Genomic DNA, 14,740 nt, shown 5'->3' with positions numbered 1-14,740 from the left:
TGATCAGCAGCTGCTGAGGTAGCTGGTGAGCGCGGACTTCTCGGCCGAGTCGACGGAGAGGTCGTAGTAGTACTTCACCTGTACCCAGGCACGGACGTAGGTGCAGCGGTAGGAGGTGACCGACGGCATCCACTCGGCCGGGTCCTGGTCGCTCTTCGACTGGTTCACGTTGTCCGTGACGGCGATGAGCTGCGGGCGGGTGATGTCGTTGGCGAAGGCCTGGCGCTCGGCGGTGGTCCAGGCGTCGGCGCCGGAGTCCCAGGCCTCGGCGAGCGGGACCAGGTGGTCGATGTCGAGGTCCGAGGCGGCGGTCCAGGTGGCCCCGTCGTAGGGGGAGTACCAGCTGCCGCTGGTGGCGGTGCAGGCGGAGTTGGTGACGACGTTCGTACCGTCCCTCTTGAGGATGTACTCACGGGTGTTGCAGGTGCCGCTGATGGTGATCCAGGTCGGGAAGAGGTCCCGGTCGTAGCCGGTGCGGTCCTCGGTCGCCACGGTGAGCGAGGCGAGGTAGGTGCGGGCGGTGGCCGCGCTGACCGGGGTGGGGAGGGCAGCGGAGGCGGTCGGCGAGTTGAAAAGCGCGACGGAGGCTATGAGGCCGGTGAGTGCCGCGAGTATGCTCAGTCGTCGACGCGCGTAGAACTTGGGCATGCGAACTCCCTTGGGGGGATGGGGTGTTGGAGCGCAAGCGAGGAGAATGCTCGTCCGCTCCCATTGCGGGGAGGTGTGCGTCTGGTAAGAAGTTAGTGACGTGTACATGACACGACAAGGTTTATGGCGAAACGATCTCGCACGGGCCTTCGTGGGCGATCTCGTACACTGGGACGTGTTGAAGGGGAGTAGCTCTTCGCCGGGACCGTCGACATACTGCTCAGCCCGTCTGAGCCGGCGCCCGGAGGCAGGTCCGTGCCGGACCGGCTGGCGAGACCTTCGGCCAGCAGCACATGTTCACATGTGGCTGCCGCGCCGAGGTGTCTCCATGTGATCTACAGCACTCTCGGTGGGGCAGCCCCGACCGATTGAGGAACCTTGATCAGCATCACCGTCGCGGCGCTCGTCTTCGGCGTCGTCTTCCTGGCCGAACTGCCGGACAAGACCGCCCTCGCCGGGCTCGTCCTCGGCACCCGCTACCGCGCCTCGTACGTCTTCGCCGGTGTAGCCGCCGCCTTCACGCTGCACGTGGTGCTGGCCGGGAGCGTGCTGACGCTGCTGCCGCGGCAGATCGTGCACGTGCTGACCGGCGTGCTGTTCCTGGGCGGCGCGGCCGTGCTGCTCAGGAAGAGGGACGACGGCGAGGAGGAGGTTCGGCGGCCGGAGGACCAGTCGTTCTGGAAGGTCGCCGGCGCGGGGTTCATGCTGATCCTGGTCGCCGAGTTCGGTGACCTCACGCAGATCATGACCGCCAACCTCGCCGCCCGCTACGACGACCCGCTCTCCGTCGGCCTCGGCGCGGTGCTGGCACTGTGGGCGGTGGCCGGCCTCGGCATCGTCGGCGGAAAGGCGCTGATGAAGCGGGTGCCGCTGACGCTGATCACCCGGATGGCGGCGCTGCTGATGCTGGGGCTCGGGGTGTGGAGCCTGTGGGAGGCGGCCGCCGGCTGACCCTGCCGCCGGCTGAACCTTCGGTGAACGCTCTCCGACGGGGGTGGCGGTGGGGCGTACCCATTTTGTATCGTGGAGGAACAAAGTGGTTCCGCCCGTTTTCCCTGACCGGCGGGCGGGGCCGCCTTGTTCTCTGTCTGTCCGGAGACGTACCTGGAGCCGCCTGATGCCGGTCCTCACCGCCCGCGCCCTCCTGCTGGACATGGACGGCACCCTCGTGAACTCCGACGCCGTCGTCGAGCGGATCTGGCGGCGCTGGGCCGAGCGGCACGGACTGGACGGCGCCGAGGTCATGAAGGTCGTCCACGGGCGGCAGGGGTACGCCTCGATGGCCGTGCTGCTGCCCGGCCGCCCGATGGAGCAGAACCTCGCGGACAACGCGCGGATGCTGGCGGAGGAGACCGCCGATCTGGACGGCGTCGTGCCGGTGCCCGGGGCGCCCGGGTTCCTCGCCTCCCTCCTCGCGCAGGGAGTTCCGCACGCCCTGGTGACCTCGGCGGACGTCCCGCTGTCGACGGCGCGGATGGCGGCCGCGGGGCTGCCGCTGCCGGAGCTGCGGATCACCGCGGAGTCGGTCGGCGCGAGCAAGCCGGACCCCGAGGGCTTCCTGAAGGCCGCGGCCGAGCTGGGGATCGCGCCGGAGGAGTGCGTGGTGTTCGAGGACTCCGGCGCGGGGATCGCGGCGGGCCGGGCGGCCGGGATGCGGGTCGTGGGGGTGGGCCCGAGGGCGGGCGTGCACGGTCCGGACGCGGTGGTGCGGGACCTGCGGACGGTGCGGGTCGAGGCCGCGGAGGACGGGGTCCGGATTCACACCGGGTGAGCACCCCGCACCACGGTCCGCGGCCGGCCTACGGCTCCTTGGTCTCGGACTCCAGCTTCGCCCTCGTCGCCGCCCCGTACACCCCCAGCTCGTCGTCCTGGATGCCGCGTGACCACTGGTAGTTGCGCAGGGAGGTCTCGACCTCGCTGCTGAAGGTGCCGTCGGCCTCGCCGTTGTAGAGATACAGCTGGTGCAGGCGGAGCTGGAGTTCCGTCACCTCCGTGCCCTGGTCGCCGAGGCGCAGGACGGGCGGGGTGATGGTCTCCTGGCTGTCGTCGGACCGGTCGTCGGGTTCGAGGGTTCCGGTGGCCCGGGCGGTCGGCGCCGTCGCGCTCGCCGTGGCCGTCGCGGAGACCGTCGGTGAGGAACTCGTCTCCGGCTCGCTGGGCGAAGACCTCGTGCTCTCGAACGGGGGCGGCGAGGCGCTGGACGTCGAGGGTGAGGCGGAGCGGCTCGCGTCGGCGGACTCGGAGGCCGCGCTCGTCGACGTGTCGGGCACGGCGGCGCGGACGTCCTTCGGGGCGGCGCTGTCGCGCGTCGGCGACTCGTAGCTGAACAGCCCGCCGGCGAACCCGGCCGCGGCGACGACGGCCACGGCCGCGGCGGTGGCCGCGATCAGCAGGGTGCGGCGGCGCCGGCCGCGCGAGGGCGCCTCGCCGCTCTCCCCGTCCCCGGTGCGGAGCCCGCCCGCCTCGTCCGCGCCCTCACCGTCCCCCGCCTCGAACAGGCTCAGGTCGGTGGTGGCGGGCGAGTCGCCCGGGCGGACCCGCTGCAACGGCACGGTCTCGTCGGCCCGGGCCTGCACCGCGCGCAGCTGCATCGTCGCGTCGGGCCCCTCACCGGCCGCGTCGCCGAGTTCGACGTACGGCCGTATGCGCAGCGGATCGAAGTCCTCGGCCGCGGCCGCCTCCGCCGTACGGGTGTCGCGCAGGGCGTCGGCGGCGCGCTGGGCGCAGGTGCAGGACGGGGTGTTGTCGGGTGCGCGCAGCGCTCCGCACTCCGGGCACGGCAGCCCCCGCTGCCCCGGTCGCCCTTGGTGCCCCGTCCGCTCGCTCACCTGTTCGTCCCTCCCCATGAGAAATCCAGAGTCTATGCAGATCCTCCACACGGCCGATTCGCCGAGCCCCCCGGAACGCCCGGTTCCGCCGGATCCGAGGGGGACTCGGGAGGCCATAACGGGTCACACCGATCACGATGGACTGTGGCACGAGAGCCTCAGGAGGTATCCATGGCCTTGGACGCGCACAGCAGGACGGCGGATCCACGTCAGGAACATGTGTCCGGAAACGTCCTCGTCTCCATCGGAGCCCTGCTGCTCGGCATGCTCCTCGCCGCCCTGGACCAGACGATCGTCTCCACCGCCCTGCCCACGATCGTCAGTGACCTGGGCGGTCTGGAGCACCTGAGCTGGGTCGTCACCGCCTACCTGCTCGCGTCGACGGCCGCGACCCCGCTCTGGGGCAAACTGGGCGATCAGTACGGGCGCAAGAGACTCTTCCAGGCCGCGATCGTGCTCTTCCTGATCGGTTCGGCGCTCTGCGGAATGGCGCAAAACATGCCGCAGTTGATCGCCTTCCGGGCCCTCCAGGGCCTCGGCGGCGGCGGGTTGATGGTGCTGTCGATGGCGATCGTCGGCGACCTCGTCCCGCCCCGCGAACGCGGCCGCTACCAGGGCCTGTTCGGCGCGGTCTTCGGCGCCACCAGCGTCCTCGGCCCGCTCCTCGGCGGCCTGTTCACCGAGCATCTGAGCTGGCGCTGGGTGTTCTACGTCAACCTGCCCGTAGGCCTCGTCGCGCTCGCCGTCATCGCGGCCGTCCTGCACATCCCGCGCAAGGCGGCCCGGCACGTCATCGACTACCTCGGCACGCTCCTCATCGCCTCGCTCGCCACCTGCCTGGTCCTCGTCGCCTCCCTCGGCGGCACCACCTGGGACTGGGGCTCCCCCCAGATCGTGGGTCTCGCCGTGCTGGGCGCCGTACTGGCCGCCCTGTTCGTGTCGGTGGAGCGGCGGGCCGCCGAACCCGTCCTCCCGCTCAAGCTGTTCGCCGTCCGCACCTTCACGCTCTCCGCCGTCATCAGCTTCATCGTCGGCTTCGCGATGTTCGGCGCGATGACCTACCTGCCCACCTTCCTCCAGGTCGTGCACGGCGTCTCGCCGACCCTGTCCGGCGTGCACATGCTGCCGATGGTGGCCGGCCTGCTGCTGGCGTCCACGGTCTCCGGGCAGATCGTCAGCCGCACCGGCCGCTGGAAGGTGTTCCCGGTCCTCGGCACCGGCGTCACCACCATCGGCCTGCTCCTGCTCCACCAGATGGACGAGCACAGCACCACCTTCGAGATGAGCAGCTGCTTCTTCGTCTTCGGCGTGGGCCTCGGCCTGGTCATGCAGGTCCTCGTCCTCATCGTGCAGAACGCGGTCCCCTACGAGGACCTCGGCGTCGCCACCTCCGGCGCCACCTTCTTCCGCTCCATCGGCGCCTCCTTCGGCGTCGCGATCTTCGGCAGCGTCTTCGCCGGCCGCCTCGGCGACAAACTCACCGACGCCTTCCGGGGCGTACGGCTGCCCTCCGGCATCTCGGTGCACGGCCTGGAGTCCGACCCGCGCGACATCGCCGCGCTGCCGTCCGGCCTGCAGCCGAGCGCCCTGCACGCGTACGCCTCCGCCATCACCGACGTCTTCCTGTACGCCGCCCCCGTCGCCGTCCTCGGCTTCGTACTGGCCTGGTTCCTCCGGGAGGACCCGCTGCGCGGCTCGGTCACCGCGCCCGACGTCACGGAGACCCTCGCCAGCAACCCGGTCGAACGGTCCTCGTACGACGAGGTGTGCCGGGCGCTGTCCGTCCTCGGCACCCGAGAGGGCCGCCGCGAGATCTACCGGAAGATCACCGAACAGGCCGGCCACGACCTGCTGCCGGCGGCGAGCTGGCTGCTGCTGCGGATGAAGAGGTACGGCAGCGTCGAGCCGGGGCGGCTCGCCGAGCGCAGCACCGTCCCCCTCGAGGTGATCCTCGAGGCCGCCCGCCAGGTCGAGGAGCGCCGGCTCGCCGTCCGCGAGGGCCTCGACCTGATACCGACCCCGCAGGGCCGGGAGGTCGCCGACGACCTGGCGCGGGTGCGGGAGGGGTCGCTGGCGGACCTGCTCGGCGACTGGTGGGGCCCGGACCGCCCCACGGACCTGGTCCAGCTGGTCAAGGAGATCAACGACGAACTGTGCGGCTCAGAACGCGAACAGCCGCACGGCGAACGGCCGGTGCCCCGCAAGCCGACCCCCCGGATCACCTGAGGCCCTCCGGCCGGGCGAGTCCCTTCGCGAACCAGTGCTCGGCGTACGGGTCGTCGTTGTACGGCTCGGTCTCCGTGTAGCCGAGCCGCGCGTACAGGGCGCGGGCCTCGACCAGGTCGCCGCGGGTGTCCAGGATCATCCGGGTGGCGCCGAGCGCGCGGGCGGCGTCCTCGGCGGCCCCGACGAGCAGCGGGGCGCCGCCCTTCCCGCGCAGTTCCTCCCGCACGAACACCCGCTTGAGCTCCGCGGTCGACGCGTCCAGCAGCCGCACGCCCGCACAGCCGCCCGGCTCGCCGTCGTACCGCCCCACCAGCAACCGTCCGCCGGGCGGGGTGAGTTCCTCCCACGTCCGGGCGGCGATCTCCCGCTCCAGCTCGTCCGGGTCGGTCCGGCGCCCCTCGTGCAGCAGGTACCAGCGGTCGCTGACCTCCGTGTAGTACGCCCGCCAGAGCGCGGCGGCGACGGCGGAGTCGAAGGGTTCCGGGGCGACGGTCCAGGTCATCCGCTCATTCTGCGGACACGGTGTGCGGGGCGCGCAACCGGATATGGGCGACTCCCGGCGAGTCCGGCACCTGCCGCCTCTCCCGCTTCCCGCACCGGGTCCGCCCCTCACTCCGGCGACACTTCCGCTCTCACACTCGTGCGCCGGCCGGGAGGCGGCCGGATCGACACGTCCGTGTGCCCCGTTTGGGAGAGGCCCTCCGGGCAACCCGGAACGGGAACCGGCCCGTGGGGCCGACACACCGGAAGGCAACCATGTCCACAGGCGTGATCATCGCTCTGATCGTGGCTGCGGCGGCCGTTGTCGCCGTCGCGGCGATCCTGGCCGTGCGGGCCCGGGGCTCGCACGGCGGACGCGGCCTGAAGCAGCGCTTCGGGCCCGAGTACGACCGGGCCGTGGCCCGGCACGACGGAGACGTCAAGGCGGCCGAGGACGAACTCGGCGCGCTGGTGGAGCGGCACGGCGGGCTGCGCGAGCGGCCGCTGGAGGCCGCCGAGCGCGAGCGGTTCGAGGCCCGCTGGAGGGCCGCGCAGGAGCAGTTCGTCGACTCCCCGAAGGCGGCGGTCGTCGAGGCCGACCATCTGCTCGCCGAGGTGGCGGGCGCCCGCGGCTTCCCGGACGGCGCCCGGTACGAGGAGCAGGTCGCCGCGCTCTCCGTCCACCACGCGGACCATGTGCACGGCTACCGGCGCGTGCACGGGGCGGCTCTCGCGGGGACCGGAGGCAGGGACCGGGGCGACCGTGCGCCCGGTACCGAGGACATGCGGGCGGCGATGATCGATGCCCGCGCGCTCTTCGACGACCTGCTGGGCCGGGAGCGCCGCGAGTCCGGCCGGCACCGTTCCGGGCAGCCGTCCCGCACGGCCGACCGCTCCCACCAAGCGCCGTGGGGCTTCCACCGCCACCAGACCAAGGAGGGCTGAGTGCGATGCCCGACGTGACACCGAGCGCGACGAACCCAGCGAACACCCAGAACACCCGGAACGCCCAGAACACTTCGAGCACGGCAGGTACGCCGAACACCGGGAACCCCCCGGCCTCGGAGAGCCGCCGGCCCACCACCCCGCTCGAGAAGGCCAGGGCGGCCGTGCAGGCCCGCACCGCCGCGGACCCCGGCACGACCACGGATCCCGGCACGAAGACGGCCGAAACGAAGACTGCCGAGACGAAGACTCCTGCCGGGACGACGGCCCCTGCCAGGGCCGGGACCGGCGACGGGCACGGCTCGCCGCTGCTGCCCGCCGACGAGTCCGACGCGCTCGGCTCGCGCATGCAGCACGCCGTCGTCGGGTTCGTGGACGGCCCCAGGGACGCCGTCGCGGAGGCCGACCACGTCCTGGAGGAACTCACCGCGCGCTTCACCGACGCCGTGAACCAGCGGCGCCGCACCCTGCGCGGGTCCTGGCAGTCCGCCGAAGCGGGCGGCAAGGGCGAGACGGCGACGACCACCGACACCGAGCAGCTCCGGCTGGCTCTGCGGGACTACCGTGAGCTGACCGAGCGACTGCTACACATCTGACCCGCCATCCGCCGCCCGGCGCTCCCGCCACTGCTGTACGACCGCTTCCACGTCGTACGGCTTCATGCCCAGCGGGGGGCCGGGCGGCGGCCTGAACATCATGTCCCGGAGCTTGACGTTGACGTCCGTGATGATCTTCCGGACGATGCGCTCCGAGGGTGCGGCCCAGGCGGCGGCGAGGGCGTCCTCCGCCTCCTTGCGCAGAGCGAGGGCCGGAGGCAGCACCGACAGCCCCTCACGGGCCATCTTGCGTCTGATCCACCAGAGTTCGTCGTACGACGTGTCCGTCCCCGGCGGCAAGGGCTTGCCCGCGCCCGGAAGTTGGTCGAACTCGCCGCGCCGCTCCGCGTCACGGATCTGTTTGTCGACCCAGGACTCGAACGGCACACCCGGTGGCTTTCGCTCGGTCATGCGTCCATTGTGCCGGACGCGGCAGGCCCGGGCGATTTATCATGCGGCCGCTGTGCAAACACTGTTCAGCCGCATTTCCAGCCGCCATTCCAGCCGTTGCCCAACGGCTTCACGAAGGAGCGCACGTGCTCGAACTCACCATGGCCACCGTCTCCGGGACGGAAGAGGGTGCCACGGCCGGCATGCTCATGGCCGACGCACCCAGTGACCCGGGTGCTGTGCTGCGGGTGGGCCGGGACACATCGGTGTGCCGCCTCGTGACGCCCGAGGACTGGCTGTTCGTCTCCCGGGTGCACCTGGAGTTCCTGTGCGGCCCCGAGGGCACCTGGCAGGTCTCCTGGCTGCGCGGCTCACAGGACGAGCCGTCCTCCGAGGTGCGGCTCGTGGTGGGCGAGTACGCACAGCAGATCGTCTACGGCGGGACCGTGCCGCTGCCGCGCGGCGGCTCGGGCGAGATCGTCGTCCTCGACCGCACCGGGCCGCGCAGCGTCAACGTGGGCTTCTACCACGAGGAGTGAGCGGGGAGCGGGCCCGGGCGGCCGCTCCCCGGGCTACGCGAGGACGCGGGCCAGGGCGAAACCGTCGTAGCCCTTGGTGCCGACCGTCTGGATCGCCGTGCCGCTCAGGCGGGGGTGGGAGCCGATCAGTTCGATCGCGGCCCGGGTGCCCCGCACGTCCCCGTCGGCGGTGTCCGGGTCGGTGACCCGGCCGCCCCGCACGACGTTGTCGACGACGATCAGGCTGCCGGTGCTGGTCAGTCTCAGCGCCCACTCCAGGTAGTGGGCGTTGTTGGCCTTGTCGGCGTCGATGAAGACCAGGTCGAACGGCGGCGGGTTCTCGTCGGCCAGCAGGGGCAGCGAGTCCAGGGCGGCGCCGACCCGCACCTCCACGAGCTTGTCCAGGCCGGCCCGGGCGATGTTGCGGACGGCGACCTCCGCGTGTCTCGGGTCGTACTCCAGCGAGATCAGCCGGCCGTCGGCCGGGAGGGCGCGGGCCAGCCAGATGGTGCTGTAGCCGCCGAGCGTGCCGATCTCCAGGATGGACCGGGCGCCCTGGATCTCGGCGAACAGCTGGAGGAGCTTGCCCTGGTTCGCCGTGACGTTGATCTGGGGGAGTCCCGCGGCCTCGCTGTCGCGCAACGCGGCCTCGGTCACCTCGTCGTCCGGGGTGAGCTGGGCCGTGAAGTAGGCGTCGACGGCTTCCCAGACCTGCGACTCGCTCATGCGCTCTGCCTCTCGTGTGGCTGGTGCTGTGAGAACGGCCCCGGCCGTCCGCCGGTTCCCCCGGCCGGGAGCCCCCAGGCCCGCGCCGGGCGAATTCACCTGTTCGGCCGAGAGACCACGGGGCGCGTGAAGGGCTTGGGGGGCGCGGGGGGCCGCGAGGGGCGCGGAGGCGGGGCGAAGGGGGCGGTGCGCGGCACGGAGGGTGCGGACGGCGGCCGGGCAGGGGCGTCCGCCGAACTGGCGGACGTCTCGGGCGGCGTGGCGGGCACGGGCGGCGGCGGTGACTGCCGGGGCGGCTGTGCGGGCCGCGGTGGCACCAGGGGCGCCGAGGGAGCCGGACGCGGCACGGTCGGCGGCACGGGCGGCGGCGTCGGCCGTACGGCTCCCGCGGAGGGCGGGACCGGGCGCGACGGGGGTGCGGGACGTGCCGCGGCGGGGGGCGCCGGGCGGGCGCCGGCCGTGGGGGGCGTGGCCGGCACCGGGGGCACCGCTCCGGCCTGCCGGGGCGGTGCCGCAGGGCGGAGGCCCGAGGCGTGGCGGGGGCCCGGCTGGGCGGCCCGGTGGGCCCGGTTCCTGCGGACCGCGACCGTGACCGCCGACGTGGCGCCCCCCGCCAGCACGCCGATCACGGTCAGCAGCCACACCGGGACGCCGGCCACGGTGAGCAGATGGTCCTCGTAGATCACCTGACGGAAGGCGGTGTCCGCGGGCGCCCGGCGCAGCTCGTGGTCCCCGGATATCGCCGAGGGCCGCGGGAACTCCTGGGCGACGGCCGTCAGGAACGGCGCGCCCTTCGCCAGTTCGCCCAGCGGGCCGCGCGTCGACGGCCCGACCCGGCCCGCGAAGGTGACCCTGGGGCGCTCGCCGCCGATCCGGGACACCGGCTCCATGCGGTGCGCGGCGAGGACGTACAGGCCCAGGGACTGGGGGGTGGCCGCCAGCCGGGAGAGGCGCATCGGGTAGACGGGGGTGTCCGCGGCGAAGGTGAGGCGCAGCGGATCGAGGACGCCGTTCAGGGTGGCGCCGGCGGTCTCGGGGGCCAGTTTGACCGCCACGTACTCCCACCGCCGGTCGACGTACGGCCGCAGGGCGGTCGTGAGGCGGGGCGGGAGGGCGAAGTCGTTGGCGCTCAGCCAGTCGTCCAGGGCGGCCGGATCGGTGGCGGTCAGCCGGGCCACGTCGAACGGCCCGAGCCGCTCCCGCCCGACCACGCCCACCCCGGCCGCGGCGGCCGGCGGCGGCTGCGGCCCACCCGCACCCTCGCCGGTGGTCAGCGGCCAGTCGCCGTCCTGCGGCCAGAAATGGGTGCGGGAACGTTTCGACGGGGCGGTCGCGGCGGCCAGCTGGTCGAACAGGTCGGCGTCGCCGAGCTCCACCGTGGCCCGGCCCGGCACCGGCATGATCCACGCGGCGCGGTCGGCGTCCCCGGCGACCGTCAGGCTCATCACGATCTGCTCCTGCCGGCCGTCCCACCGCAGCACCGACACCTCCCGGCCGACCGTCACCTGCCGCTGGCCGCCCGGGACCAGGGCACCGCAGGCACAGGCGTACGCCGGCGCGAGGAGCGAACCGAACTGGACCGCGAGCAGCGCCAGGAGCACGGCCGCGACCCGCGCCCCCATCAGTGCCCCCGGCTGCCTCCGCGCGCCCTCCCGATGTTCCCTGCGTTCCCGACGTCTCACACGCCCCCTAGGTGAACCGATCGTCCCGACCAAGCCGACCATTCCGCAGCCCCTTCGCCGTCGTTCCGCCCGTTCACGACTCGCAGCCGTCCCGCTGCCCTCAGTGGCGTACAGGCGTACGACGGTACGGCTGACGCGGCCGTTCCGTTCGTGCGAAGTGCCAGTTCCGGCCGCGCTGTGACCCACATCGCGCCCCGCGGAGGCAACCTCGCCCCCGGCGCACTATCGTCTTCCGGACAAAAGGAGGGCCGACGTCAGGTGAAGCGGGGATGGCCTGCGTCTCTCTCCGGGGGCGGGGCGAGCCGCATAGGGTTCGTCCAGGGAACACCCACGCAACGGACGCGTGGCACGTACGGGGCGGGAGGCCTACGAGGCGTGGCGAATGCGGAGCACAGCGGGCGACCGGCGGAGGCCTTCGGGGCGACCGCGGTCGGCACGGCGAGGGCACGGCTGCGTGCGGCCCGCCTCGGCCTCTGGCTGGTCGCGGCGGTCCTCGCCGTACGCCAGGTGGCCGTCGTCCTGAACACCCCGCGCGGAGAACGGCTGACGGACCTGGAGACCTGGGTCGGCCCGGACGGCGTGCTGCACGTCAAGGGTTCGCTCTACGATTCCACGCAGTTCACGGGCACCCCTTTCGGGGGACTCGTCCTCAAGCCCCTCACCCGGGCGGCCGAACAGGCCCTCGGCTGGGGCTGGACCTTCGGCACCCTGCTGCTGGTCGTCGCCCTCGGCCTGGTGGTCGCCCGCGCCCTGCCGCAACCGGTCAGCAGACGCACGTCCCTGCTGGCCGCGCCGGTCGCGATCAGCCTGCTCATGCTGTCGCTGCCGGTGCGCAACACGCTCTGGCTCGGCCAGACCAGCATCATCCCGGTGCTGCTCGTCCTGCTCGGCTGTTTCGTCGCCCGCGACTGGCGGGCCGCCGGCGCCCTGATCGGCCTGGCGGCCGCCCTCCAGCCCACCGTCCTGCTCTTCGCCGCGCTGCTGTGGTTCACCGGCCGCCGTCGCGTCGCGGCCGCCACCGGCGCCACCTTCGCCGGCGTCACGGCGCTCGCCTGGGCGGCGCTGCCGCACGACTCGTACACCTACTGGGTGCACCACATGGCGGGCGTCGGCCTCGGCGGAGCCGCCGACGCCCTCGGCAACCAGTCCCTGCACGGCGCGCTGCTGCGCCTCGGCCTCTCCGGCCCGCTGGAGATCGGCCTGTTCCTGGCGCTGGGCGCGGCCGTCGCCGTCGTCGGTGTGCGCCGCTCGGTGCGCTACGCCCGCGACGGCCAGCTGCTGCTCGCGGTGGCCCTCACCGGCTGCGCGGCGATCGCCGTCTCCCCGACCACCTGGCAACACCAGCTCCTGTGGGTCCTGCTGGCGGTGGTCGGCCGGGTCGGCAAGCGCGCCTCCGACCGCTACGTCTGGCCGGTCGCCGTCATCCTCATCATGACCCTGCCGGCGAAGATGATGCTGCCGAACATGGCGGCCCTGTACCCGCTGCGCGACAACGCGGTCCTGCTGGCCGCTATCGCCGCCGCGACGGTCGTGCCCTTCCTCTCGCGCACCTCCCCGTACTACCGCTCGCCGATCCCGACGGAGTACGCGGCACCGGTCCCGGCCCGCGTCAGGCAGGTCCCCCTGCTGCCGTTCCTCAAGCGTGTCCTCACCCGCCCGAACCTCCTCCTCGAACTGCTCCTGATCCGCGTCACCTACGCGGCGTACCAGCAGGTCAGGCTGGCGGCGACCGGCGGCTCGAACTCCGCGGGCCGGGTCCGGGCGGAGGTCCACGGCCAGCAGGTCCTCGACCTCGAGCGGTTCCTGCACATCGACATCGAGCACGCGGTCAACCACTGGATCGTGGGCGTCGGCTGGCTGCGCGACTTCTTCGACTTCTACTACGAGTCCTTCCACTTCGTGGTCCCGCTGACGGTCCTCGCCGTCCTGTACTGGCGCCGCCCGGTCGACTACCGCTGGGCCCGCTCGGCCCTCGGCTTCGCCACGCTGCTGGCCCTGGTCGGCTTCTGGCTCTACCCCCTGGCCCCGCCCCGTCTGATGCCGGCCCTCGGCGTCATCGACACGGTCCATGGCGTCCAGGACTTCTCCAAGCCGGACTACGGCACCCTCACCGCGCTCACCAACCAGTACGCGGCGATGCCCTCGCTGCACTTCGGCTGGTCCCTGTGGTGCGGTCTGGTCATCGCGATCGTCGCCCCCAGGTGGTGGATGAAGGTCCTCGGCCTCCTCCACCCCTTCTTCACCGTCTCCGCGATCGTCGCGACCGGCAACCACTGGGTGCTGGACGCGGCGGGCGGCGGGGTCGTCGTCGGGGCCGGCTTCGGACTGGCGTACCTGCTGATGGGACCGCGGGCGAGGTCGGCGAAGCTCCCGGAGAACCGCGTACCGGCACCGGCGGAGAAGGAACCGACACCGAGCGGCTGAGGCCGTCGCCAGCCGGGTGGCGGGAGTGCCCCCGAGGGCAGGCCAGTGTCCGCCCCCCGGCCCGAAGTCTTCCACGCGCGGATTCCATCCGACCTGGAGGAGCACCACGTCGAAAGTGTCCGGCAGCGCCGGTCACCGTTCCCGGACCGCGTAGGTCAGGTGGGTCACTCGCCGCGTGGGCTCCGCGAGGACCGGCTCCAGGGCCACGCGGCCCGCGTCCACGCCCTCGAACAGGCGGATTCCGGAGCCGAGCAGCACGGGTGCGAGCGCGATCGAGAACTCGTCGATCAGGCCGGCGTTCACGTACTCCAGGATCGTTGCGCCGCCGCCCGCGAGGCGGACGTCTCGGTCGCCGGCGGCCTCGCGGGCCTGGCCGAGCGCGGCCTCGATGCCGTCGTCGACGAAGTGGAAGGTGGTCCCACCCGGCCGCTCCCAGGGGTCACGCTTCTCGTGCGTCACGACGAAGACCGGCGTGTGGAACGGCGCCTCCTCCGGCCACGCCTGCTCGCCGAGGTCGAACATGCGCTTGCCCATCACACTCGCGCCGGTGCGCTCGAACGTCTCCCGCGCGATGTCGTTGTCGCGCCCTTCCTCGCCGCCCTCGCCGAGCTTCAGGTTCTCCCGGAAGAACCGCAGCGGAAATATCCACTGCTGCAACTCCATCCACTGCGCCGTCCAGCGCCGCCCATCCGGGTCGTCCATGCGCTCCTCGGGAGCGACGAACCCGTCCAGCGACATCGAAACGCTGAAGAACACCTTTCCGGCCATCAGTCCTCAACTCCCTTCCGAACGCTCTCGGTGACGTAGGCATCCAGGTTGCCCAGGGTCTGCCGGCCGCCCTCGATCGCGTGGTACTTCTCGACCGCCTCGTCGCGCAGTTCCCTGGTGGGGAACACCGTGCGCATCTCGATCCGGGTCGCCGTGCCGTCGGGCGCGAACGTGAGGACCGACTGGAAGGCGTTCGGGTCGCCGCGGGACTCACCGTGCAGCAGCGCGATCCGCTCCGGCGGGGCGATCTCGGTCCAGGAGATCCACTCCTGGTAGTCCGTCCCGTCCGGTCCGTGCATCACGAATTCCCATTCCCCGCCGACGCGGAACTCGAAGGCCCGCGTGGTGGTGGTGAACCCCTCCGGTCCCCACCATCGCGACAGGTGCCGGACTTCGGTGAATGCCTCGAACACCAGCTCCCGTGGGGCACTGATGACCCGGGAGATCACGATCTCGCGGTCGGCCGTCGCTGACTGCGCCGACGTGTCCCGTCCTGTCGCTGCCATCGG

General features: G+C 72.4%; 15 protein-coding genes. 7 read left to right on the top strand and 8 right to left on the bottom strand.

Features of this window, described 5'->3' with window-relative positions:
- Positions 1 to 3: 3 nt before the first annotated feature.
- Positions 4 to 648 (bottom strand): HNH endonuclease family protein, encoded by a 645-nt coding sequence (locus tag ABT057_RS30545; protein ID WP_352346854.1) that lies wholly within the window; start codon positions 646 to 648, stop codon positions 4 to 6.
- 378 nt (positions 649 to 1,026) lie between these two features.
- On the opposite strand from ABT057_RS30545, the gene ABT057_RS30540 reads away from it, so the two are divergent.
- Both ABT057_RS30540 and ABT057_RS30535 read left to right on the top strand, forming a co-directional pair.
- Positions 1,027 to 1,599, top strand: a complete 573-nt coding sequence (locus ABT057_RS30540) for a TMEM165/GDT1 family protein (RefSeq protein WP_352346853.1) — start codon at positions 1,027 to 1,029, stop codon at positions 1,597 to 1,599.
- A 166-nt stretch (positions 1,600 to 1,765) separates the two neighbouring features.
- On the top strand, positions 1,766 to 2,419 hold the full coding sequence (locus tag ABT057_RS30535; RefSeq protein WP_352346852.1) for an HAD-IA family hydrolase: 654 nt from the start codon (positions 1,766 to 1,768) through the stop codon (positions 2,417 to 2,419).
- A gap of 28 nt (positions 2,420 to 2,447) precedes the next feature.
- On the opposite strand, the gene ABT057_RS30530 is transcribed toward ABT057_RS30535, so the two are convergent.
- A complete protein-coding gene (locus ABT057_RS30530; protein ID WP_352346851.1) occupies positions 2,448 to 3,476 on the bottom strand; it encodes a peptidoglycan-binding domain-containing protein in 1,029 nt (342 codons plus the stop codon).
- 171 nt (positions 3,477 to 3,647) lie between these two features.
- On the opposite strand from ABT057_RS30530, the gene ABT057_RS30525 reads away from it, so the two are divergent.
- Complete coding sequence (locus tag ABT057_RS30525; protein WP_352346850.1) at positions 3,648 to 5,702, top strand: MDR family MFS transporter; 2,055 nt, start codon at positions 3,648 to 3,650, stop codon at positions 5,700 to 5,702.
- Here ABT057_RS30525 and ABT057_RS30520 read toward each other — a convergent pair.
- A complete protein-coding gene (locus tag ABT057_RS30520; RefSeq protein ID WP_352346849.1) occupies positions 5,695 to 6,204 on the bottom strand; it encodes a GNAT family N-acetyltransferase in 510 nt (169 codons plus the stop codon). The two genes, ABT057_RS30525 and ABT057_RS30520, sit on opposite strands and share 8 nt — an antisense overlap.
- Before the next feature lie 254 nt (positions 6,205 to 6,458).
- Here ABT057_RS30520 and ABT057_RS30515 point away from each other — a divergent pair, with 254 nt between their 5' ends.
- Together ABT057_RS30515 and ABT057_RS30510 are read left to right on the top strand one after the other, a co-directional pair.
- The gene (locus ABT057_RS30515; protein ID WP_352346848.1) at positions 6,459 to 7,127 is read left to right on the top strand and encodes a hypothetical protein; all 669 of its coding nucleotides are present in this window, start codon (positions 6,459 to 6,461) and stop codon (positions 7,125 to 7,127) included.
- Positions 7,128 to 7,132: 5 nt separating this feature from the next.
- The gene (locus ABT057_RS30510; RefSeq protein ID WP_352346847.1) at positions 7,133 to 7,723 is read left to right on the top strand and encodes a hypothetical protein; all 591 of its coding nucleotides are present in this window, start codon (positions 7,133 to 7,135) and stop codon (positions 7,721 to 7,723) included.
- Here the strand turns inward: ABT057_RS30510 and ABT057_RS30505 are convergent.
- Complete coding sequence (locus ABT057_RS30505) at positions 7,712 to 8,134, bottom strand: DnaJ family domain-containing protein (protein WP_352346846.1); 423 nt, start codon at positions 8,132 to 8,134, stop codon at positions 7,712 to 7,714. The genes ABT057_RS30510 and ABT057_RS30505 overlap by 12 nt on opposite strands.
- Positions 8,135 to 8,259: 125 nt before the next feature.
- On the opposite strand from ABT057_RS30505, the gene ABT057_RS30500 reads away from it, so the two are divergent.
- Positions 8,260 to 8,652 (top strand): hypothetical protein, encoded by a 393-nt coding sequence (locus ABT057_RS30500; protein WP_352346845.1) that lies wholly within the window; start codon positions 8,260 to 8,262, stop codon positions 8,650 to 8,652.
- 33 nt (positions 8,653 to 8,685) lie between these two features.
- Here ABT057_RS30500 and ABT057_RS30495 read toward each other — a convergent pair whose 3' ends face one another.
- A complete protein-coding gene (locus tag ABT057_RS30495) occupies positions 8,686 to 9,357 on the bottom strand; it encodes an O-methyltransferase (RefSeq protein ID WP_352346844.1) in 672 nt (223 codons plus the stop codon).
- 95 nt (positions 9,358 to 9,452) lie between these two features.
- Entirely contained in the window at positions 9,453 to 10,979 is a 1,527-nt protein-coding gene (locus tag ABT057_RS30490; RefSeq protein WP_502973988.1) for a DUF2330 domain-containing protein, read from the bottom strand.
- Positions 10,980 to 11,414: 435 nt separating this feature from the next.
- Here ABT057_RS30490 and ABT057_RS30485 point away from each other — a divergent pair, with 435 nt between their 5' ends.
- A complete protein-coding gene (locus tag ABT057_RS30485; RefSeq protein ID WP_352346843.1) occupies positions 11,415 to 13,463 on the top strand; it encodes a bifunctional glycosyltransferase 87/phosphatase PAP2 family protein in 2,049 nt (682 codons plus the stop codon).
- Between the two features lie 132 nt (positions 13,464 to 13,595).
- Here ABT057_RS30485 and ABT057_RS30480 read toward each other — a convergent pair whose 3' ends face one another.
- Positions 13,596 to 14,231 (bottom strand): dihydrofolate reductase family protein, encoded by a 636-nt coding sequence (locus ABT057_RS30480; protein WP_352346842.1) that lies wholly within the window; start codon positions 14,229 to 14,231, stop codon positions 13,596 to 13,598.
- On the bottom strand, positions 14,231 to 14,737 hold the full coding sequence (locus tag ABT057_RS30475; protein WP_352346841.1) for an SRPBCC family protein: 507 nt from the start codon (positions 14,735 to 14,737) through the stop codon (positions 14,231 to 14,233). The genes ABT057_RS30480 and ABT057_RS30475 overlap by 1 nt, the downstream gene beginning before the upstream one ends.
- Positions 14,738 to 14,740: the final 3 nt, after the last annotated feature.

Source organism: Streptomyces sp. NPDC002588, assembly GCF_040295925.1.
GTDB lineage: Bacteria > Actinomycetota > Actinomycetes > Streptomycetales > Streptomycetaceae > Streptomyces.
This window is presented reverse-complemented; position numbering and strand designations above follow the sequence as displayed.